This window comes from Streptomyces sp. NPDC048504 (assembly GCF_043200035.1).
In the GTDB taxonomy this organism is placed as follows: domain Bacteria; phylum Actinomycetota; class Actinomycetes; order Streptomycetales; family Streptomycetaceae; genus Streptomyces.
The window spans coordinates 56844-77940 of the sequence record NZ_JBICXA010000024.1 but is presented as its reverse complement, the minus strand read 5'-3'; the positions used below and the strand labels follow the sequence as shown (position 1 = coordinate 77940).

At 71.4% G+C, this 21097-nt stretch carries 15 protein-coding genes; 7 read left to right on the top strand and 8 right to left on the bottom strand.

Annotated elements, in window-relative coordinates; all coding sequences use genetic code 11:
- Positions 1-10: 10 nt before the first annotated feature.
- Both ACGFY9_RS43770 and ACGFY9_RS43765 read right to left on the bottom strand, forming a co-directional pair.
- Positions 11-1660 (bottom strand): GMC family oxidoreductase, encoded by a 1650-nt coding sequence (locus ACGFY9_RS43770; RefSeq protein ID WP_393763917.1) that lies wholly within the window; start codon positions 1658-1660, stop codon positions 11-13.
- 25 nt (positions 1661-1685) lie between these two features.
- Positions 1686-2099, bottom strand: a complete 414-nt coding sequence (locus ACGFY9_RS43765; RefSeq protein WP_393763915.1) for a nuclear transport factor 2 family protein — start codon at positions 2097-2099, stop codon at positions 1686-1688.
- A 318-nt stretch (positions 2100-2417) separates the two neighbouring features.
- On the opposite strand from ACGFY9_RS43765, the gene ACGFY9_RS43760 reads away from it, so the two are divergent.
- Genes ACGFY9_RS43760 through ACGFY9_RS43740 form a run of 5 tightly spaced genes read left to right on the top strand, consistent with a single transcriptional unit; the run spans position 2418 to position 9009 of the window.
- Complete coding sequence (locus ACGFY9_RS43760; RefSeq protein ID WP_393763913.1) at positions 2418-3257, top strand: type 1 glutamine amidotransferase domain-containing protein; 840 nt, start codon at positions 2418-2420, stop codon at positions 3255-3257.
- 42 nt (positions 3258-3299) lie between these two features.
- A complete protein-coding gene (locus tag ACGFY9_RS43755) occupies positions 3300-4976 on the top strand; it encodes a thiamine pyrophosphate-binding protein (RefSeq protein ID WP_393763912.1) in 1677 nt (558 codons plus the stop codon).
- 5 nt (positions 4977-4981) lie between these two features.
- The gene (locus tag ACGFY9_RS43750) at positions 4982-5575 is read left to right on the top strand and encodes a DJ-1/PfpI family protein (RefSeq protein WP_266865035.1); all 594 of its coding nucleotides are present in this window, start codon (positions 4982-4984) and stop codon (positions 5573-5575) included.
- 27 nt (positions 5576-5602) lie between these two features.
- Positions 5603-7591, top strand: a complete 1989-nt coding sequence (locus tag ACGFY9_RS43745; RefSeq protein WP_393763910.1) for an alpha-1,4-glucan--maltose-1-phosphate maltosyltransferase — start codon at positions 5603-5605, stop codon at positions 7589-7591.
- Complete coding sequence (locus tag ACGFY9_RS43740; RefSeq protein ID WP_393763909.1) at positions 7588-9009, top strand: hypothetical protein; 1422 nt, start codon at positions 7588-7590, stop codon at positions 9007-9009. The genes ACGFY9_RS43745 and ACGFY9_RS43740 overlap by 4 nt, the downstream gene beginning before the upstream one ends.
- Positions 9010-9436: 427 nt before the next feature.
- Here the strand turns inward: ACGFY9_RS43740 and ACGFY9_RS43735 are convergent, their stop codons facing one another.
- The gene (locus ACGFY9_RS43735; protein WP_393763907.1) at positions 9437-10792 is read right to left on the bottom strand and encodes a helix-turn-helix domain-containing protein; all 1356 of its coding nucleotides are present in this window, start codon (positions 10790-10792) and stop codon (positions 9437-9439) included.
- Between the two features lie 277 nt (positions 10793-11069).
- Here ACGFY9_RS43735 and ACGFY9_RS43730 point away from each other — a divergent pair, with 277 nt between their 5' ends.
- Positions 11070-11222, top strand: a complete 153-nt coding sequence (locus ACGFY9_RS43730; RefSeq protein ID WP_158697264.1) for a hypothetical protein — start codon at positions 11070-11072, stop codon at positions 11220-11222.
- Between the two features lie 61 nt (positions 11223-11283).
- Here ACGFY9_RS43730 and ACGFY9_RS43725 read toward each other — a convergent pair whose 3' ends face one another.
- The 3 genes from ACGFY9_RS43725 to ACGFY9_RS43715 are packed head-to-tail and all read right to left on the bottom strand — an operon-like array spanning position 11284 to position 15877.
- A complete protein-coding gene (locus tag ACGFY9_RS43725) occupies positions 11284-14004 on the bottom strand; it encodes a dipeptide ABC transporter ATP-binding protein (protein WP_393763905.1) in 2721 nt (906 codons plus the stop codon).
- A complete protein-coding gene (locus ACGFY9_RS43720) occupies positions 14001-14897 on the bottom strand; it encodes an ABC transporter permease (RefSeq protein WP_393763903.1) in 897 nt (298 codons plus the stop codon). Before ACGFY9_RS43720 ends, ACGFY9_RS43725 begins: the two co-directional genes overlap by 4 nt.
- Positions 14894-15877, bottom strand: a complete 984-nt coding sequence (locus ACGFY9_RS43715) for an ABC transporter permease (protein ID WP_393763901.1) — start codon at positions 15875-15877, stop codon at positions 14894-14896. The genes ACGFY9_RS43720 and ACGFY9_RS43715 overlap by 4 nt, the downstream gene beginning before the upstream one ends.
- A gap of 112 nt (positions 15878-15989) precedes the next feature.
- Between ACGFY9_RS43715 and ACGFY9_RS43710 the strand changes: the two genes are divergently transcribed.
- Positions 15990-17672, top strand: a complete 1683-nt coding sequence (locus ACGFY9_RS43710; RefSeq protein WP_393763899.1) for an ABC transporter family substrate-binding protein — start codon at positions 15990-15992, stop codon at positions 17670-17672.
- Positions 17673-17727: 55 nt separating this feature from the next.
- Here ACGFY9_RS43710 and ACGFY9_RS43705 read toward each other — a convergent pair whose 3' ends face one another.
- Both ACGFY9_RS43705 and ACGFY9_RS43700 read right to left on the bottom strand, forming a co-directional pair.
- Positions 17728-18945 (bottom strand): IS701 family transposase, encoded by a 1218-nt coding sequence (locus ACGFY9_RS43705; RefSeq protein WP_393763898.1) that lies wholly within the window; start codon positions 18943-18945, stop codon positions 17728-17730.
- Positions 18938-21097: an AGE family epimerase/isomerase gene (locus ACGFY9_RS43700; RefSeq protein WP_393763896.1), complete on the bottom strand. Its 2160-nt coding sequence runs from the start codon at positions 21095-21097 to the stop codon at positions 18938-18940. The genes ACGFY9_RS43705 and ACGFY9_RS43700 overlap by 8 nt, the downstream gene beginning before the upstream one ends.

Below are 21097 nucleotides of genomic sequence, written 5' to 3'. Positions count from 1 at the left end.
GCTGCATCCCCTAGCTCAAGTGGACGTCGGACAGGGACGGTTCGGAGAGAGACGGCACGGACGCCGAAGGAGCGGACCGGGACGGAGCGGCGGCCTCGCGGACGAACGCCGCCGCACGCTCGCCGATCATGACGCTGGGCGCGTGCGTATTGCCGGCGGTGATCGACGGCATCACCGACGCGTCCGCGATCCGCAGCCCCGCGATGCCGTGCACGCGCAGCTCCGGGTCCGTGACGGCGCCCGCGCCCGTGCCCATCCGGCAGGTGCCGGCCGGGTGCCACAGGGTGGTCGCGTTCGCGGCGACGTATCCGCGCAGCTCCTCGGGACCGGTGATGTCCTTGCCGGGGCCCAACTCGTCGCCGCGGAACGGGTCGAAGGCCCGGGTGGCGGCCAACTCCCGGGCCAGCCGCACACCGTGGACCAGGACATCGACGTCGGCCGTGGACGTGAGGTAGCCGGCGCTGACGACGGCGTTGGACTCCGGGCTGCTGTCGCGCAGCCGTATCCGGCCCCGGCTCTGCGGCCGCAGCGCGATCGGCGCGAAGGTGAAGCCGGGCCCCTCCCACTGGTCGGCGGGGGCGTCGGCCGGCAGGAACTTGATGGGACCGAACGTGAACTGCAGGTCGGGGGCGTCCTCCGGACCCGCCTCGCGGGTGTGGGTGAACAGCCCCGCCTCGGACAGCAGCGCTCCGTCCGGGTGCCCCTGCAGCGACTGGTAGCAGATCGGCACGAACAGGTGGTCCTGCAGTCCCGCGCCGACACCCGGCAGATCCTGGACGCACCGGATGCCGTGCTCCCGCAGATGCGCGGCCGGTCCGATCCCGGACAGCATGAGCAGCTTCGGCGTCTCGAACGCCCCGGCGCACACGATGACTTCACCCTCGGCGCGCAGCTGACGCCGCGTGCCGTCCTGGACGTACTCGACACCCGTGGCCAGCGTCCCGGTGAGCAGCAGCCGGGTGACCAGGGTGTCGGTGAGCACGGTCAGGTTGGACCGTTCCAAGGCCGGGCGCAGATAGGCGTCGGCGGTGCTGCACCGGTGGCCCGCGTCGTCGCGGAACGTCTGGTACAGGAAGCCGAAGCCCTCCTGCCGGGCCCCGTTGTAGTCCCCGTCGGTGTCCGTGGCGTAGCCGAGTTCACCGGCGCCCGCCACGAACGCCCGCGCGATCGGCGCGGGTTGATCGAGCTGCCGCACCCGCACGGGACCGCCCGCACCGTGGAACGCGTCGGCGCCGCCCGAGTAGTCCTCGGCCTGACGGAAGAACGGCAGGATGTCGTCGTACGACCATCCGGTGGCGCCCTCGGCGACCCAGCGGGTGTAGTCGTGGCGGCTGCCGCGCACCCACATCAGGGCGTTGACGGAACTGCATCCGCCGACGACCTTGCCACGGGCCACGGGGACACGGCGGCCCTCCATGCCCGCCTCGGACTCGGTGACGTAGCCCCAGTCGATCTCGCTCCGCCACTCGGCGGTGAGCAGCGAGAGGACCGAGGCCGCGTCGGCCCGGTGGATCTCGGGGCGCTCGTCCCAGCCGCCCGCCTCCAGCAGGACCACGCTCACGGACGGGTCCTCGCTCAGCCGGGCCGCGACCGCGCAGCCGGCCGAGCCGGCGCCCACCACGATGTAATCGGCCCCTGAGGGCACCGACTTCGACGGCATGTCAGCCTCCAAAAGGTGACGGGAATCAGATCGCGGTCGGCTCGCCGACCCGGTAGTCGACGATCAGCGGACGGGCACCCGGTGTGGACCGTTCCAACTGCCACTTCTGGTTGATCCGGAAGGACGAGACGGTGCCGTCCGCAGTCGACTTGGCGGTCCACACCACCGTGACGTCGACGTCGATACGGGTGCCGTCCTCGTGGGAGGTGACCTCCTCCACGGTGTGGCTCTGGTCGGTGTAGGCCTCGCCGACGGCCGTGTACCAGTCGAGGAAGTCCGCGTGGCTGTACAGGGTCCGCTCCGGGAAGGCCATCACCAGGCCTTTGTCGGCGACGAAGGGCAGCAGCTCCTCGACCGGCGCGTGCTCGCTCAGCAGGTCGTACCAGCGCTGCACGAACGCGGCGATCTCCCGGTCGGAGCCGGTCTGTTCGCTCGGCATGAAAGTCTCCGCTCATCGGGGTTCCGCTCCCGGGGGCCGGAAGCGACACACGTCCGATGACCCCACAACCGCGCCCGCCCCGGCCGCCCGCGCACGGGGACCGGCCGCACTGTGCGAAGTCGCCGTAAGAGCTGCGGCAACTCCCGGCAGCGGCCCCCGAGTTCACAGGTCGAAGATCGATGGCCAGGACATGCCGTAGTGCGTTCGGCCACTTGAGGATGTGCCGTGACCCGGGCCCCGCCGACCACCGGCGCGAACTCCGCCGACGTACACAGGAATCCGCCAGTCGGCACCGTCCCGCCGAACGGGAGGAACCCCATGAGCAAGCGCATTCTGGTCGTCCTGTCCGAATACGGTTACTGGGGTGAGGAGTTGATCGGCCCCCTGGAGACCTTCGACCAGGCCGGCTATCACCTCACCTTCGCCACCGCGACCGGCAAGCGCCCGCACGCGCTGCCGCCGAGCATGGACCCCGAGTACGTCGACCCGCCGCTCGGCCGCTCCGTCACCACGCCCGAGACGGCGGACAAGGTACGCAAGGTCGAGGCCTCGGACCGGCTCGACAACCCCCTCGACCTGTCGTCCTGGCTGCCCGACCGGCCCTACCGGTCCAAGCCGTACTTCCTGCGCGACTGGGAGGCCTACAACACCCGCCTGGAGCAGGTGCGTTCACAGATCGCCGACCGCTACGACGCGCTGCTGATCGTCGGCGGCAGCGGACCGATCGTCGACCTCGCCAACAACTGGCGTGTCCACGACCTGATCTTCGCCTTCCACGCGCTGGACCGGCCGATCGCCGCCGAGTGCTACGGCGTCGCCTGCCTCGCCTTCGCCCGCGACCAGGAGACCCGCGTCTCCCTCATCCGCGGCAAGCACGTCACCGGCCACTGCATCGAGTACGACTACAAGGACGGCACCGGCTTCCTCGGCACCGACTTCGTGATGGGGCCGCCCCCGTACCCGCTGGAGTACATCCTGCGCGACGCCACCGCACCCGGCGGCGCCTACCACGGCAACTTCGGCAAGACGACCTCCGTCATCGTCGACTACCCGTTCATCACGGGCCGTTCGACGCCCGACTCCTATCTGACCGGTCAGAAGACCGTCGAGGTCCTCGAAGAGGGCCTGCGGCAGTGGGGGTTCACGGCGACCGCCTGAGGCCGCCCGACGCCCTTTGCTCCGACGAGAGGTGAGCACACGATGGACAGCAGGCCCGCGCGGATCGCGCTGCTCGAACAACTGCAGGCCGAAGGGGTCCGGTTCATGTTCGGCAACCCCGGCACGGTCGAGCAGGGGTTCCTCGACGAACTGCGCTCCTTCCCCTCGATCCAGTACATCCTGGCCCTCCAGGAGTGCACGGCCGTCGGCATGGCGGACGGCTACGCACGCGCCACCCGCACCCCGGCGGTCCTGCAACTCCACTCCGGAGTCGGGCTCGGCAACGGCATCGGCATGCTCTACCAGGCGATGCGCGGCCACGCCCCGATCGTCACCCTGGTCGGCGAGTCCGGACTGCGCTACGACAGCATGGACGCGCAGATGGCCGCCGACCTGGTCGGCATGGCCAGGCCGGTGACCAAGTGGGCCACCCGCGTGGTCGATCCCGACTCCACGCTGCGGGTGCTGCGCCGCGCCTTCAAGGTCGCCGCGACCCCGCCGTACGGTCCGGTGCTGGTCGTGCTGCCCGCCGACGTCATGGACCACGAGACCGCCGAACCGGTGGCGCCCGTGTCCTACCCGGAGACCCGCAGCCTGCCGACCCCGGACACCGTGGCGAAGGCCGCGGCGCTGCTCGCCGACGCCCGCAAGCCGATCGTCATCGCCGGTGACGGGGTCCACTTCGCGGGCGCCCAGGCCGAGTTGGGGCGGCTGGCCGAGGTGTGGGGCGCCGACGTGTACGGTGCGGACTGGGCCGAGGTCAACCTCTCCGTCGAACACCCCGCCTACGCGGGTCAGTTGGGCCACATGTTCGGCGAACAGAGCCGGAAGATCACCGGTGCCGCCGACGGTGTCCTCATCGTGGGCACCTACGCGCTGCCCGAGGTGTACCCGGCGCTCGACGGCGTCTTCGGGGCGGGCGTCCCGGTCGTGCACATCGACCTCGACTCCGGCGCGATCGCCAAGAACCACCCCGTCGACCTCGGTATCGTCGCCGACCCGAAGGCCACCCTGGGCCTCCTCGCCGACGCGCTGGGCCGGGCGATGGGCCTGGGTCGGCGCACGGCGGCGGCCGAACGGCTGCGCCGGCACGCCGCGCAGCGTTCGGCGGCACTCGCCAAGGCGGACGAGCGGGCCGAGGCCGCGGCCGAGGCGGCGGAGCTGCCCACGATCGCCCTCGCCCAGGAATTCGCCCGGCGGCTGCCCTCGGACGCGATCCTCTTCGACGAGGCACTGACGGCGTCCCCGGCGCTCTTCCGCCGGCTCCCGCCGACCGTGCCGGGCCAGTGGATGCAGACCCGCGGCGGCTCCCTCGGCGTCGGCATCCCCGGCGCGCTGGGCGCCCAACTCGCCCACCCCGACCGCACGGTGGTCGGCTTCACCGGCGACGGCGGCAGCATGTACACCTTCCAGGCACTGTGGACGGCGGCCCGCTACGGCCTCCCCACCAAGTTCGTCGTCTGCAACAACGGCAGCTACAAGCTCCTTGAGGACAACATCGAGGAGTACTGGCGGGAGCAGCACATCCCCGCCCACGAACAGCCCGAGATCTTCGACCTGAGCAGCCCGGCCGTCGACTTCGTCTCCCTCGCCGGCTCGCTCGGCGTGGCCGCCGTACGGGTCGAGAAGCCCGGGCAGGCGGAGGAGGCGGTCGCCCAGGCGCTCGCGCACCGCGGGCCGTTCCTCATCGACCTGGTCACCGCGAAGGGGAAGGGGTAGCCGCCGTGCGACTGTCCGGTCACAAGATCGCCGTCCTGATGGAGAGCGACTTCTACGAGCCCGAGATCCTCTACTACCGCTACCGCTTCCCCGAGGAGGGAGCCGAGGTCCACTTCCTGTCCCGGCTGTGGGGCAACGAGCAGATGACCTTCCAGGGCCATGAGCACCGCATGCCCTTCGAGGTCACCGAGTCCTTCGAGGACCTCGACGAGTTCGCGCTGAAGGAGTACTCCGCGGTGATCGTCCCCTCCGGGATGGTCGCCGACCGGCTGCGCTTCACCGAGGACCCCCAACTGCTGCCGCCCGCCTCGCAGTTCCTGCGCCGGGCGTTCGCCGACCCGGCGATCCTCAAGGGCATCATCTGCCACGGCATGTGGCTCGCCGCGCCCGTGCAGGGTCTGATGCAGGGCAGGCGCGCGGTGGTGCACAACAACCTGCTGGGCGATCTGCGCAACATGGGCGGCGAGTACGTCGACCAGGACGTCGTCATCCACGACGACCTGGTCACCGGCCGCACCGGCAACCACTGCCACCTCTTCGCACGGACCATCATCGACCTGCTCGCAGCCCGGACGCCGGCCCCGACCGGGCTCCGCTGACGGGATCCGAGCGGGGAGGAGTCGACCATGACACCGGTGACCGGGCGCATCCCCGTTCTCGACGTCCAACCACGCGTGCGGGACGGGGAGTTGCCCGCCAAGGCCGTGACGGGAGAACACCTCGACATCACGGCCACCGTCTTCCGCGAGGGCCACGGCGCCGTGGCCGCGGACGTCGTCCTGCACGATCCCGCGGGGCGCCCCGCCCACCGGGTCCCGATGACCCTCGTCGACGAGGACGCCGACCGCTGGCAGGCCACCGTGGTGCCCGACGCAGAAGGCCTGTGGACCTTCCGTGTCGAGGCCTGGGCCGACCCGCTGGAGAGCTGGCGGCACGACGCCACGCTCAAGATCGAGGCCGACGTCGACACCGAACTCACCCTGACCGAGGGCGCGTTGCTGCATGAACGGGCCGCACTCGGCATCACCGCATCGGACCGCCGGGAGGCGGTCTCCGCGGCCGCGGCCGCGCTCCGCGACACCCTGGGCCCCCCTCCGGCCCGGCTGTCCGCCGTCACCGCCCCCCGGGTGACGGCCGCCCTGGGGCGCTACGCGCTGCGTGACCTCGTCACCGCCTCCCGGCCCCTGCCCCTGCGTGTCGAACGGCGGCGCGCCCTCGTCGGCTCCTGGTACGAGCTGTTCCCGCGCTCGGAGGGAGCGGTGGTCCAGGCGGGCAGCCGCCCGGTCGGCGGCACACTGCGGAGTGCCGCCGAGCGGCTGCCCGCCGTCGCCGCGATGGGCTTCGACGTCGTCTATCTGCCACCCGTCCACCCCATCGGCACGACCCACCGCAAGGGCGCGGACAACACCCTCCACGCCGGCCCCGACGACGTCGGCTCGCCCTGGGCCATCGGCTCCCGGCACGGCGGCCACGACGCCATCCACCCCGACCTCGGCACCGAGGACGACTTCCGCCACTTCGTCGCCACAGCACGGGAGTTGGGCCTCGAAGTCGCCCTGGACCTCGCCCTCCAGTGCTCACCGGACCACCCCTGGCTCACCGAGCACCCCGAGTGGTTCCACCACCGCGCCGACGGCTCCATCGCCTACGCCGAGAACCCGCCCAAGACGTACGAGGACATCCACCAACTCGACTTCGACGGCGACCCCGAGGGCCTGTACGCCGAGGCGCTGCGCGTCGTACGGCACTGGATGGACCAGGGGGTGCGGATCTTCCGCGTGGACAACCCGCACACCAAACCCGTGCAGTTCTGGGAGTGGTTGATCGCGGAGGTGAACGCCACCGACCCCGATGTGCTGTTCCTGGCCGAGGCGTTCACCCGGCGGGCGATGGTGCACGCGCTGGCGCAGGCCGGCTTCCAGCAGTCGTACACCTACTTCACCTGGAAGAACACCAAGGAGGAGCTGACCGACTACTTGCCCGAACTCGCCCTGGACAGCGCGGGGTTCATGCGGCCCAACCTGTTCGTGAACACCCCCGACATCCTGCACGCCTACCTCCAGCACGGCGGCCGACCCGCCTTCGAGGTCCGGGCCGTGCTCGCCGCGACCGCCGCGCCGAGCTGGGGTGTCTACGCCGGCTACGAACTCTGCGAGAACACCCCGCTGGCCGAGGGCACCGAGGACTATCTCGCCTCGGAGAAGTACCAACTCCGGCCCCGGGACTGGGCACGTGCGGAAGCCGAGGGCCGCACCATCACGCCCCTCATCACCCTGCTCAACCGGCTCCGCCGACTGCACCCGGCCCTCCAGGAACTGCGCAACCTGCGCCTCCAGCAGACCGACTCCGACCAGATCCTCGCCTACACCAAGAGCGTCGAACTGCCGGACAGCGGCAGCGACTTGGTGCTCGTGATCGTCAACCTCGACCCGCACCACGCCCACGAGGCCACCGTCACCTGCGACCCGGCCGCCCTCGGCCTGCCCGCCGACGGCACGCTCAAGCTGCGCGACGAACTCACCGGGGCGACCTACGCCTGGGGCGAGTCCACCTACGTACGCCTCGATCCGGCCCACCAGGTCGCGCACGTGCTCACACCCGCGGAGGGATCATGAGCGACGGCATCCTCGAACCCCTGTTCCCGGCCCTCGGACCCTGGCTGGAAGGCCGCCGCTGGTTCGACGCCCGCTTCACCGGAGCACGCCTCGAAGCCCGCGCGGCCTCCGCGCTCGGCGACGAACCACCCCTGCTCCTGCACGCCGTGGTCTCGGCCGCACGCCCCGACGGACAGACCCTGCACTACCAACTCCTGCTCGGCCTGCGGCCCGAGCTCCCCGCCCGTCTCGAACCCGCCGCGATCACCACCGTCCCGGCCGGCCCCTGGCAGGGCTGGCGGGTCTACGACGCCCTGGCCGACGGCGCTCTCCTCGGCCTGCTGCTGCGCAAACTGGCGGGCGGCGGCACGGGCCCCGGCCCCCGCCTGGAACGCACCGGCCGCTATCCGCTCCCCGTCGGCCTCGTGCCCCACCCGCTCGACGGCGAGATGAGCAACACGGCCGTGGCCTACGGCGGCCAGATCCTCCTCAAGATCTTCCGCCGCCCCGAACCGGGCCCGCACACCGAGGTCGAGGCCCTGCACGCCCTCACCCGGGAACACTGCGCCCGCACACCCCGCCTCTACGGTGCCCTGCACAGCGACGCCCCCGGCGCGGAGGGCCTGGTGCTCGGCCTCGTCGAGGAGTTCCTGCCCGACGCCCGGGACGGCTGGGAGGAGGCGGTGAGGCACGCGAGCGACTGCATGGACGAGGCGGGCCGCGGCGTACCGACCGGCGGCGGATTCACCCCGCACGCCCACAGCCTGGGCCGGGCCGTCGCCGAGGTGCACGGTGCGCTGGACAAGGCGTTCGGCCGCAGCCGGCTCACGGCGCAGGACGTGGCCGAGGAGGCGGCGGGGATGAACATGCGGCTCAAGGAGGCCGCCGAGGAGGTCCCGGCGCTCGCTCGCTACACCACCCGGATCGGCGCCCTCTTCGACGACTACGCCCGGGTCGCCGGGCGCGGCCGCCCCGTGTTCGCCCAGCGCACCCACGGCGATCTGCACCTGGGCCAGGCGCTGCGCACCGCCGACGGCTGGCGCATCGTCGACTTCGAGGGCGAGCCGGCCCGCACCGCCGCCGAACGCGCCCTCCCGCAGCCGGTGTTGAGGGACGTAGCCGGCATGTTGCGCTCCTTCGACTACGCGGCCCGCACCGGCCTCGCCGACCTGGAGTCCGGTGATTCCGGGGACGGCTCGCCCGCCCGACGAATGCGCCGCCGACGGTGGGCGTCCGCGTGGGCGCTGCGCAACCGGCGCGCGTTCATCGAGGGCTACGCGGCGGCCGGAGGGGAGGACCCGCACTGCCGGCCCGTGGTGCTGCGCGCCTTCGAGGCGGACAAGGCCGTATACGAGGCCGTGTACGAGTCCCGGCTCCGCCCCGACCGGCTGCCGATCCCGCTCGCGGCCGTGCACCGCTTGGCGAACGCCTCCCGCTGACGGCATCCGCCGCCGGGAATTCCCTTGCGCCGACCGGGAATTGAGAATCCGGGCCGTATTCGGAATTCCCGTCGGCGGTGCGCGGCGGGAATTCCAGGGCGAGGAAATGAGCGCCGTCGGCGGGCTTGTTCCGGCGAACGGCGCGGTAATTCGGGGGAGTTCATCCGTCCGCCGCCGGCGCCCCGACCGGAGACACGACGAAACCCCCCGGACCGGACACTCTTCCAGGCGGGGGGTTCGGAGGGCTCCGGTCCGGCGGGAAACGGAACCGGGCGACCTGCTCCGGCGGTCTGTTCGACGTCGAATGGTCCATGCCTTTACCAGGCACGACGGCCGATGGTCCACGCCTTTGCGCGGTGCCGCCCGCGAGCCGAACTCCACCTGGACGGTAGGGAACTCGACCGGATTCGGGAATACGGCCGGGACCTCAGGAACGCTGGTGCTCGGTGAAGATCTGGCTGGGGTCGCGGTGCGGTGCCATACCGGCGGCCGACAGGGCCCGGTCGTACGCCTTGAGGGCCTCGGCGGTGTTGCCCTGCCGCTTCCACAGGTCGCCCAGGTAACGCCAGTTGAGAGCCACCTGGTGGGACGGCCGGAACTGGCGCAACTGCCGCGTGGCGGCCTGGAGATACTGCGCCGCCTGGTCGACGTTGCCGCGCATCAGCTGGATCTCGGCGAGCGTGCCCCGGGCGCCGACGGCCTGGATGCGGGACTCGGTGCCGGTCAGCCCGAGCGCGCGCTCGGCGTGCGCCGCGGCCTCGTCCCACTGCCCGAGCATCGCGTCCGCGTCGGCGAGCCCGATCTCGCACTGGGCCAGCTCCGGCGCGTTGCCCACCTCGGCCAGCAGTTGCTGTGCCTCCTCCAACAACTGCTTGCCGCGCGCCGGTTCGGGCTCGTCGACCTGGAGCAGGAGTGAGCCGTAGTTCATCTTGAGCATGGCGAGATGGCGCAGGTTGTCGTCCTCGGACATCAGCGCGAGCGCCCGCTCCACCAGGGCCATGGCCTCGTTGAGCTGACCGCGGGAGCGGGCGACCAGACCCGCGTTCCAGTACACCGCGCCCCGCGCTGCCCGCGCGCCCTGCTTCTCGGCGGCGTCCAGGAGCTTGCCGCCCATGAGCTGCGCCCGCGTCAGGTCACCACGCATGTGGTACGACGCCATGAGCGTGGCCCCGAGCTGGACGTGGTCGACCGTCACGTCCAGGCCGAGGGCGTCCAGCCGGGACATGGCCCGCTCGCCGATCTCGATGCTGAGCGTGATGTCGCCGGCGTCGCGGTAGCAGCGGCACAGGGCGACCGCCGTCTGGCACCACTCGGTGGAACCCGGGGCCAGGTCGGGGTCGCGGTAGAGCTCTTCCAGGACCGCGATGGCCGCCTCGGTGCGGTCGAGCTTCTCCAGCGCGGAGGCCTGGCCCATGCGGGCGCGCCGGGTCATGGAGACGTCCAACAGGCTGGGCCTGGTCAGCAGTTCGCTGAGGGTTTGCAGCGCCTCGCCGTTGCTGCCGTTGCGCAAAGCCATCTCGCCGAAGGCCAGCCGCAGGCGTGCCTCTTCCAGCTCGTGGTCGTCCCGGCCGCTGCGCAGGTACTCCGCGGAGCAGCCGAGGCGCTCCGCGAGCGCGGCGAGCACGGACTCCGAGGGGGCGCGCTTGCCGGATTCGATCAAGGAGATGTAGCTCGCCGATATCTCGCTGGACGCCAGATCCTGCTGCTTGAGGCCACGTTTGCCGCGCAGCAGCCGGATGCGCTCGCCCAGCCCTGTCGTCGTCGTGTTTTCGAGAGGGTCCATGTGGGCTCCTTGGAGGTGGCTATGACCACCGGGATGACAGATCAACGTTACCAGTAAGTCGCCGACGATCCAATGGAGTCGGCGTGATCGATTCGCTGGCGCGAAGTGGTCTGGACTGGCATTTTCTGAATTGACGCTAATTCAGATTTCATATGGGTAAGGGCATTCCGCTTTTCGAGATCGTCTTTTGCGAGATTAATACTTGACTGATTGAGTAAGTTCTTGTTGACTCTCCTTGTCAACGCGTCATCCGTAAATGCTCGGAGAGGAGATTTTCATGAGCATCAAAGTATTCACGCTCATAGCAATCGTCGTCTTCGTCGGTGGACTTGTGACGAGCGGACTCTGGTTGAACGGATCGGGTGCCACCACCCATCCCCTGCGCGAAGGCATCGCACAGTCCAGCGGTGCGAGTGGTGCCTGCTGCTGAGGTGACGCCCGTACGGACGAACAGCGCACCAGGCTCAGCGGACCGGTGGACGGTCCGGCGGTCAGTACGACGGCCGGCCGGACGTCCCCCGGTCCGTCCGTATGTGCTGCCAGGGCATTCCGCCGTGCGGGAAATGACAGGCCACGGTGTGCGTGCCCGCCACGGTGACCTGAGCGGCCCGCGGAATCTCGTTCTCGCACCGCGTACGCGGCCCCGGCGCGAGCAGCGCGGCGACCGGGCAACGGGCCAGGAACCGGCACCCCGCCGTGACCGGCACACCGGACGGGGGGTCGCCGGGCAGCACGATCCGGCGCCGGGCGCGCTCCGCGACCGGGTCCGGCAGCGGGACGGCCGACAGAAGGGCCCGCGCGTAGGGATGCCGGGGCGCGTCGAACACCTCGGCCACAGGCCCCGTCTCCACAGTCCGCCCCGCGTACATCACGGACACCCGGTCGGCGATCTGCCGCACCACCGCGAGGTCGTGCGACACCAGCAGATAGGCAGGCCCCAACTCCCGTTTGAGCCGCAGCAGCAGATCCAGGATCTGCGCCTGCACGGACACGTCCAGCGCGGACACGGGTTCGTCGAGCAGCAGCAACGCGGGCTCGACGGCCAGGGCCCGGGCGATGGCGACCCGCTGCCGCTGCCCCCCGGAGAACTGATGCGGATACCGCTCCGCGTCCGCCGGATCCAACCCCACCTGGCTGAGCAACCGCGGAATCCGTGACGCTACGACGTCCCGAGGCACCCGCCGCGCATGCAGCGGCTCGGCGACGATGTCGCCCACGGGCATCCGCGGATCAAGACTCGACATGGGATCCTGCGGCACGATCTGCACGGCCCCGCGCAACAGCCGCGCGGTCCGCCGCGTCAGGCGCGCGACATCCTGCCCGAGGATCTCCACGACCCCCGCCTCGGGCGCGGTGAGCGACACGATCTCCATGAGCGCCGTGGACTTCCCGGCCCCGGACTCACCGACGAGCGCGAGGGTCTCGCCGCGGCGGACCTCCAGATCGACCTCTTCCACGGCGACCACCGTCCGCTCGCGACGGCGCCGGCCACTGGGCGGGACGTAGGACTTGGCCAGACCGGTGACGCGCAGGACGAGTTCGGGCGTGGGCGGGGTGGGTTCCGCGGTTGGTCGGGGGAGCGCGGGCACAGGATTCGGTGGATCTGGGAGGGACGGAGTGGGGCGTGCCCGTGATGCCGGGTCTCCGGGGGCGGGCGCGGACGGTGGGGTGCCTGCGGCTGACTCGGGGTTTCCGGTGCCGGGCACGGGCCGTGCGGTGGGTCCCTGTGATTCCAGGTCCCCGTGGCCGGGTGCGGCGGGCGTGGCGTGTCCAAGCGGCGCCGGGTTCCCGTGGTCGGGTGTGGACGGTGTGGCCGCGGGGTTCTCGTTGCCGGGGGCAGGAGGTGTGCTGCGTCTCCATGGCCACAGGCTCCCGGTGCCGGGTGTGGACGGCGTGGTCTGCCTGTGCCGACCTGGGCCCCTGTTGCCGGGAGTGGGCGGCGTGCCGCCTCCGTGTGGCCCCGGATTCCCGTGGCCGGGTGAGGGCGGAGCGGGGAGTCCCGCTGCCTCTGGGTCTCCGCCGCCCGCCACCGGCGGCGTGATGTGTCCCCGCGTTTTCGGATTCCCGTCGCCCGGCGCAGGCGGCAAGGCCCGGCTCCGCGCCCCCGGGCTCCCGTCGCCAGGGCTGATCAGCGCCGGGCCCTTCATGCCTCCCTCGCCCCGTGCACCCCCACCGATCTCCCCGCCGGGCGGGAACAGTTCCACCGCCGTCCGCTGCGACACGAGCCGGACCCGGCGGCAAGCGGCTTCGTGGGCGTCGATTCCCGCGAAGCCGGCTCTGGACGGGCTGTCCACGCCCAGGAGTTGGATGTCCGAGGCGACGCAGTCCGGTTCGGCGAGGGGGCAGCGCGGAGCGAAGGCGCAGCCGGGGTCCGCGGTGCCCGGAGTGGGGGCCGTTCCCGGGATCGGGGTGAGGGGGGAGCGGGCGTCGGGGCGGGGTACCGAGCCGACCAGGCCGAGGGTGTACGGCATTCGGGGGCGGGTCAGGACCGCCTCCACCGGGCCCGTTTCCACGATGCGGCCCGCGTACAGGACGGCGACCCGGTCGGCCGTGCCCGCGACCACCCCCAGGTCGTGGGTGACCAGGAGCAACGCCGCGCCCGTCTCGCGCCGGGCGGCAGCCAGGGCCTCCAACACCTGTGCCTGGACGGTGACATCGAGCGCGCTGGTGGGCTCGTCCGCGACCAGGACGTCGGGGTTGTTGGCCATCGCCATCGCGATCATCGCCCGTTGGCGCATCCCGCCGGAGAGCTGGTGGGGGTAGGCGCGTGCCGCCCACCCCGGCCTCGGCACCCCTACGAAGTCCAGCAGTTCCACCGCCCTCCGCTGCGCCGACTCCCGGCGTGGGCGCGGGTGTTGGTGGATGCGCAGGGCCTCCGCGATCTGGTCGCCGACCCGCCGCACCGGGGTGAAGGCGTGCAGCGGGTCCTGGAAGACCATCGCGATGCGGCGGCCGCGGATCCTCGCCAACTCCCGTACCGGCAGGCCTAGTAGTTCCTCGCCCAGCAGTCGTACCGAACCGCCCACCCGGGCACCCGGCGGCGCGAGCCCCATCAGGGCGAGCGCGGTGAGTGTCTTGCCGGTGCCCGACTCGCCCACCAGGCCCAGGACTTCACCGCGTCGGAGGGTGAGGTCGACGCCGCGCACCACGGGCAGTGCCGGTCGCCGCTCGACGCCGACCGTCAGGCCACGGACCTCCAGGACGGTGGTCAACTGGGTATCCCCGACAGGGAGGTTCGGGACGGCCGGGCCGAGTCCGTCGTCGTCGGGTCCAGCGCGTCCCGCAGGGCGCCGCCCACCAGGTTGACCGCCAGCACGAACGCGATCAACAAGCCCGTGGGGAAGAAGAACATCCACGGATACACCAGCGCCACATCCGTCGCGTCCGCGATCAGCGTGCCGAGGGAGACGTCGGGCGGCTGGACGCCCAGGCCGAAGTACGAGAGGCCGGTCTCGCTGATCACCGCCCCGCCTACGGCGATCGTCGCGTCCGTGATCAGGAACGACGCCGTGTGCGGCAGCACATGCCGCCAGATGATCCGCAGAGAGGAAACTCCCATCAGCCGTGCCACCACCACGAACTGACGCTCCTTCAGGGACAGGGTCATGCCGCGCACCGCCCGCGCCGTGACCATCCAGCCCAGCAGGGCCAGCAGCCCGACCAGTGCGATCCAGCCGCGGTCCCGCAGCTTCGGGGCGACCACGACCAGCACGAGCAGGCCGGGGAGGACGAGCATGAGGTCCACGACGAACATCAGCACCCGGTCCGTCCAGCCGCCGAAGTAACCGGCGCACGCACCCACCGCGGCTGCCAGCACAGTGGAGAACAGGGCGACCAGCAACCCGATCAGCAACGACTTCTGCAGCCCCCGCACCACCTGGGCGAACACGTCCTGCCCGATCCGGTTCGTGCCCATCCAGTGCCGCGCGTCCGGCGGTTGCCGTAGCGCCGTGTAGTCGACGTCCGTGTGCGTCCACGGGCTGACGAACGGCCCCACGAAAGCCAGCGCGAACAGCGCCACCAGGACCCCGAGTCCACACAGCGCCCCCGGCCGCCGCACCACCATCCGCCGCAGCACCGCCCGCCCCCGGCCGGCGCCCGTCACGGCTGCCGTACCCGGGGATCGAGGAGCGCGTGCACGACGTCGGCCAGCAGGCCGGCGAGCAGCACGACGGCCGCGGCGAACAGGTCGATCGCCACCACCGAGTTGACGTCGCCCTTCTGCACCGAGTCGACGAGCCAACTGCCCATGCCGGGCCAGCCGAAGATCTCCTCGGTGAACACGGCCCCGGTGAACAGGGTCAGCATCCCGAAGGAGAAGAACACCGACACCGGGACGAGCGAGATCCGCAGCCCGTGCCGCAACAGCGCCCGCCCCGGGGTGAGCCCCTTGGCCTGGGCGGTGCGCAGATGGTCGGCGCCGAGCACGTCGAGGGTCGCGGCACGCTGGTAGCGGCTGTACGAGGCGATCGCGGGGAGGGCCACACAGATCGCCGGGAGGAGCAAGTGGGCTGCCGTGTCACGTAGTTGGGCCGCCCAGTCGCCCTGCAGTGCCGGGGTGTGCTCGCCCGTGTACAGGATGACCGTGCTGCCCGCGGCCCGGTTGACCGCCAGTGCCCCGGTCTTCAGCAGCAGCGCCAGCACGAACGTCGGCGCGCACAGCACCGCGAACGAGAACACCGTGAGCGCCCGGTCGCCCAGCCCGCCGCGCCGGACCGCCGCCCACACCCCGGCCAGCACCCCGACCGCCGTACCGGCCACCGTCCCCACCAGCAGCAGCCGCACGGACACTCCAACCCGGCGGCCGAACTCGGCGTCCACGGACTCGCCGTCGATGGTCCGGCCCAGGTCGCCGTGGACGGCCCGGTCCGCCCAGTGCGCGAAGCGCTCGGGCAGCGGGGCGCGGTCGTCCATGCCCAGCCGGGCCAGCTCGCGGTCGACGACCCGGCTGGGCGGGGGCGGCTGCCGGCCCTCGAAGTAGGCGCGTGGATCGAGCGCCGTAGCGGCGAGGGTGTAGGTGAGGACGACGGAGGAGAGGAAGAGGATCGTGCAGTGGACCAGGCGCCTGAGGATCAGGGAGAGCATGGAACTCGTTCCGCTTCATATGGGTGACACATCGTGATGTTAAGCTCCGGCTCCGCAATTCGCGTGACAGTTCGGGCAGTTGACGGTTCGTCCGCACGGGGAGGGCCGTTAGGTGCAGCGGTTACGGGTCTGGTCCGCGTGGGCGCCGGCCTGCGCACTCACCCTCCTCGTGGCCGGCTGTTCCGGCTCTCCGGACCCCGGCCGGCACCCGGCCCTGCCGACGTACGGCACGTACGACATCAACTCCCGGCCCACGGACGCCCTTCGCTCGGGCGGGACGCTGACCCTGCCGATCGCGCAGATGATCACGCAGTTCAACTACGACCACGTCGACGGCGCGTTGGACGACGTGTGGACCGTCGACAGCATGACCGAGCCCCGGCTCTTCGCCCGTGACGTCAAAGGCGTCCCGCACGCGGTCCCCGAATACCTTCTGTCCGCGTCCGTCACCGGCACCTCGCCCCAGGTCGTCACCTACCGGCTCAACCCGAAGGCCCGCTGGTCCGACGGAACGGCCCTGGGCTGGCGGGACTTCGCCGCCCAGTGGCACGCGCTCTCCGGCTCCGACCAGCGCTACCTGGTCGCCGACACCAGCGGCTACGACCGCATCGCGGACGTCCGCCAGGGCGCCGGCCCGCACGAGGTCCGCGTCACCTTCAAGCAGCCGTACGCCGACTGGCGCAGGCTGTTCACCCCGCTCTTCCCGGCCGCCGGCTACGACACCCCGCAGCGCTTCAACTCCGGCTGGCAGGGGCAACTGCCCATCACCGCCGGGCCGTTCAAGCTCAGCCAGGTCGACAGGACGGCGCAGACACTCACCTTCGTGCCCGACCCCCGGTGGTGGGGCACCCGACCCCGGCTCGACCGGATCGTCTTCCGCGTCCTCGACGCCGACGCCGCCCTCCAGGCCTTCCTCAACGGCGAGGTCGACGCGGTCAACGCCGCCACCAGCGAGGCCTACGCCCAGCTGAAGAAGGCGTCCGACAGCGACATCCGCATCGGGTCCGCGTGGGACGAGGTGCACATCACCCTCGACGGCGCGGGCGGCCCGCTCGCCGACCGGACCGTGCGCAACGCGGTCCAACAGGCTGTCGACCGCACGGCGTTGGCCGACGTCGCCGCCGAGGGACTCCCGGTGAAGGTGCCGCTGCTCGGCAACCACTTCTTCATGACCAACCAGCCCGGATACGCCGACAACTCGCACCCGTACGGGAGTTACGACCCCGAGGCCGCCGCACGAGCCCTGGACGCGGCGGGCTGGAAGAGCCCGGGCAGCGGGAAGACCCGGGTCAAGAACGGCCGTAGCCTCACCCTCCGCTTCGTGCTCAGCGAGGGCACCAACCGGCTCGGCGAGGATCTCGCCCAGCTCGTCCAGCACATGCTCGCCCAGGTCGGTGTCCAGGTCGTCATCCAGCAGGTGCCCGCCTCCGCCTACGCACCGCAGTACCTGGAGAAGGGCAACTTCGACCTCGCCATCTTCCGCTTCACCGGCCTGACGTACCCGAGTTCCGCCTACGCCGTCTACCGCCGCCCCGAGAAGGGACAGGCCTTCCAGAACTACGGCGGGGTCGGCTCGGCCGAGGTGGACAAGCTCCTCTCCCAGGCCGTCGGCACCCTCGACGAACGGGCCGCCGAGAAGCTCTACGACCGGGCGGACGCCGAGATCTGGAAGCTCGGTCACGACATCGAGCTGTACCAGCGGCCTCAGATCCTCGCCGTGCGCAAGGGATTGGCGAACTACGGGGTGCCGGGACTCGGCGACGTCGACTTCAGCCGGGTGGGCTGGGAGAAGTGAGCGTGCGGAGGCCCCGTACGGACGGATCCGTACGGGGCCCACGCGGTGCGCGAGTTCAGGCACGCGTCCGGGTCAGCGCTCTCTCGTCGGCCTGCTGGCGCACCATGTCGTAGCCGAACGCGGCCGAGGCCAGCGTCACATGGTGGTGCCAGCCGCGGAAGGACCGGCCCTCGAAGTCGCCGAGCCCGAACTCCTCGTGCATCCGGCCCAGCGCCTCCTCGGCGAACCTGCGCAGCTGCGCCAGCGGCACGATCTCCGCGAGCCGGCGGGCCGGGAGGTTCGTCAGCCAGTAGGCGCGCGGACGGGGCCGGCCGTAGGGCCAGTCCGCGAGGAGCAGCCGCGGCCGGGGTGCCGTGGCGGCGGCCGGGTCCGCGCGGAGCAGGACCGGGCCCGTCACGAACTCCGAGTGCCGCATGCGTTCGGTCACCGGGTCGTGCCAGGTCACCGAGGTGCGCTCACCGTGCCGGGCCGCGTGCCCGGCGAGTTCGGCGAGCGTGCCGCGCACCCCGGGGGTGGTGGCCTGCCGTCGGGGCAGCAGCACCGGGGTGTGCGGCGCGGCCTGCACGAGATAGCCCAGGCCCCGTGCTTCCAGACCGCGCAGCAGCGGGTCGGGGTCGCTCTCGCAGCGCCAGTCGGCCAGCACCGGCAGCGGTTCCAGGGACCACTCGTCGAGCATCTCGTCGAGCGCCTCCAGGACGTAGCTCCAGCGTGGCCGGCAGCGTTCCTGTACCGGCACGTGGGCCTGGCCGCGCAGCCGTTCGTCGCGGTCCCAGCGGGCCGGCAGCATCAGCCGCCAGTTCACCGGGACCCCGCCGGCCTGCCCCACCAGGGAGGCGGCGAGCGCCAGTTGGCAGTTCACCGTCCGCTCCTGGGAGGCCGCGTACTGCCGGGCCACGCCCACCGACCGGTCGCCGTTCTTGGCGAAGACCACCTCGTCGATGGACCAGGCCTCGGCCCGCGAGGCGCGCACCACCTGCCGGGCGAGCCGCCCCCGTACGGGAGCGGACGCCCACGGACTCTGGTTCACGAACTGCTGGATCTGCTGCACGGCCCGCCTGCCGAGCACCTGCTCGGAGATCCGGGCGGGCGTCTTGCGCCCGGGCACGTCCAGCAGCCCGCGCACGTACACCTCGCCCCAGCGCCGCTGGTCGGCACGGGTGAAGTCGCCGAACAGATCACGGCAGTAGGCGGGGAGACCGGCGGAGGTGCCCGGCGGTGCCCCCGGGGCGCGCATCGGGCGTAATGGGAGGGTGAAGGTCGCGAGTTCAGTCATGGTTGCACTCGTCACCCCCAGCCAGCAGGAAGGCGTCCGTCGCGAGCAACGCGTCCGCCACGTCCGGCAGCGCACAGCCCACGATGACGAAGTCGACGTCCAGGCCCGCCTTGGTGCGCTGGAACAGCAGCTCGTTGATGGCCGGCCGGCACATGCCCCCGACCTCGCAGAGATGGAACTCCACCCGGCGCGGGGCCGCGGCCATGACCTCGGCCAATATGCGGCGGAACTTGCCCAGTTCGGCCGCGTCGATCACTCCGTGGCAGACGACGTGCGCGGTGCCGCCGTCGAACGTGGTGCGCATCCGCAGCCGCATCGTGGCCGGCTCCAGTTCGACGCGGACCCGGACGGGTTCGTCGCCGCGCGGCAGCCGGACGGTGAGGGCCTTGCCGTCGAAGTCCTGGTGCGGCCGGTCGTCGATCCACACCCGGGTCAGCTCCACGGTGCCCGCGGGCAGCAGGTCGGGCGCGACGCGCAGCACCCGGTCCGGGAGGTCCTCCGGGCGGGGCTTGAAGTGCAGGGTGATCGGGTCGTTGCTGAGCAGCAGCCCGGTGTAGGTGGCCGCGAGGTAGCAGAGCTCCAGCGCGTGGTAGCCGGCCATGGCGTGGCTGCCCTTGAGGCGCTCGGTGCCCAGCAGGTACGGGATACCGCTGGCGAGGACGTTGAAGTAGACGCCGCCGTCCTGGTAGTCGAGGAAGAAGGCGTTGTAGAACGCCGCCGCCTCGCGCCCCAGCCGCAGTTGCTCCGGGTCGCCGGTGGTGCCGGCCAGGATCAGATAGGCGAGGATCGCCTGCTCCTGCTGCCACCAGGCCTTGCGGTCGTGCCACACCATGCGGTGGATGCCGCTGTCCGGGTCGGGCTGCCGTTCGACCACGTCCAGCCAGCCGCCGCGCAGTCCGTCGCTGCCCACCGCCGGCATGATCTCGGCGATGCGCTCGGCGGTCGTGGCGTACTCGGTCTTGTCGAACAGGGACTTGATGCGGGTCAGGTTCCAGGCGATCTTCAGGTTGTGGCCGACGACCGCCCGGTCCTGCTGCCAGCCCCAGGTCCGGTCCGGACTCCAGTCCGCGTGGAACCGCTCCTGGACGAACGGGCTGTTCGGCTCGTCGGGGAACCGCTCCACGATGGTGTCCGCCGTCTCCTCCAGCAGCGCCGCGAAGTCCGCGCGGCCCGTGGCGAGATAGGCGTTGATCAGGTACGCCGGGGCGTGGTCGCCGACCGAGTTCCAGTTCTTGCGGGCCCGGTTGCGGCCCAGCGAGTCGGCGTTCGGGTCCAGGGTGATCGGGTCGATGTGGGAGAAGAACCCGCCGCGCACGGGGTCGCGGAAGTACTTCTGGAACAGGGCGGACGTCCGGTCGATGTCCTCCAGGATCCGCGGGTCGCCGGTGATGCGGAACGTCTGGGTGGGGCCGGCGAGCGCGTAGATCTGCTCGTACATCGGGATCGCGTCGAAGTCGTCGCCGAACTCCGAGGCGAAGACCGGGCGGTGGCCGGACGAGGTGATGTCGATGCCGTGGTACCAGTAGGTGATGCCGTCGGCGACGTCGTCCACCCGCATGTGCTCGCGCAGGTACAGGGTGCCGGCCTCGGCCGCCTCCAGGAAGCGGTCCTCGCCGGTCAGCAGGTACGCCGTGGACAGTCCGTAGACGAGCCGGGAGATGGTGTCGGTCTCCTGGCGCACGTCCCCGCCGGCGAAGTCCGGCAGGTGGGTGCCACTGAGCGTGAGGTGGGTGCGGAACCCGCGCCAGTCGTACACCCCGTCGGGGAACTGGCCGCGCAGATAGAAGTCGGCGATGGCGGTGGCCTGTTGGACCCACCAGTTCGGGTGCTCGAAGACGTACTGGCCGCGCGTCTCCTCCGGGAAGGTGATCTCCTTCGCGTCGAACCGGGAGCCGCCCTCCCACTCGTAGAGGATGCCGTACGCGAAGAGGAACCGGCCCTCGGCCAGCATGTCGGCGGTGTCGGCGGTGGTGTCGCGGTAGTCGTCACCGAGGTTGCGGACGATGCGGGAGACGGCGTTGGACGCCAGGTGGACGGTGAACTCCCGTTCGTCGGAGGTGCGCAGGCCGAAACGGCGGCCGGTCGGGCTGTAGTACGTGACGTAGCCCGCGAGGGTGTCGGAGTGGATGCGGCGTTGGGCAGGGGTAGTCAT

Bases quoted from the DNA above. Each gene is read 5' to 3' on its own strand.
- ACGFY9_RS43770 (WP_393763917.1), bottom strand. From the start codon at position 1,660: ATGCCGTCGAAGTCGGTGCCCTCAGGGGCCGATTACATCGTGGTGGGC.
- ACGFY9_RS43765 (WP_393763915.1), bottom strand. From the start codon at position 2,099: ATGCCGAGCGAACAGACCGGCTCCGACCGGGAGATCGCCGCGTTCGTG.
- ACGFY9_RS43760 (WP_393763913.1), top strand. From the start codon at position 2,418: ATGAGCAAGCGCATTCTGGTCGTCCTGTCCGAATACGGTTACTGGGGT.
- ACGFY9_RS43755 (WP_393763912.1), top strand. From the start codon at position 3,300: ATGGACAGCAGGCCCGCGCGGATCGCGCTGCTCGAACAACTGCAGGCC.
- ACGFY9_RS43745 (WP_393763910.1), top strand. From the start codon at position 5,603: ATGACACCGGTGACCGGGCGCATCCCCGTTCTCGACGTCCAACCACGC.
- ACGFY9_RS43740 (WP_393763909.1), top strand. From the start codon at position 7,588: ATGAGCGACGGCATCCTCGAACCCCTGTTCCCGGCCCTCGGACCCTGG.
- ACGFY9_RS43735 (WP_393763907.1), bottom strand. From the start codon at position 10,792: ATGGACCCTCTCGAAAACACGACGACGACAGGGCTGGGCGAGCGCATC.
- ACGFY9_RS43730 (WP_158697264.1), top strand. From the start codon at position 11,070: ATGAGCATCAAAGTATTCACGCTCATAGCAATCGTCGTCTTCGTCGGT.
- ACGFY9_RS43715 (WP_393763901.1), bottom strand. From the start codon at position 15,877: ATGCTCTCCCTGATCCTCAGGCGCCTGGTCCACTGCACGATCCTCTTC.
- ACGFY9_RS43705 (WP_393763898.1), bottom strand. From the start codon at position 18,945: ATGACTGAACTCGCGACCTTCACCCTCCCATTACGCCCGATGCGCGCC.
- ACGFY9_RS43700 (WP_393763896.1), bottom strand. From the start codon at position 21,097: ATGACTACCCCTGCCCAACGCCGCATCCACTCCGACACCCTCGCGGGC.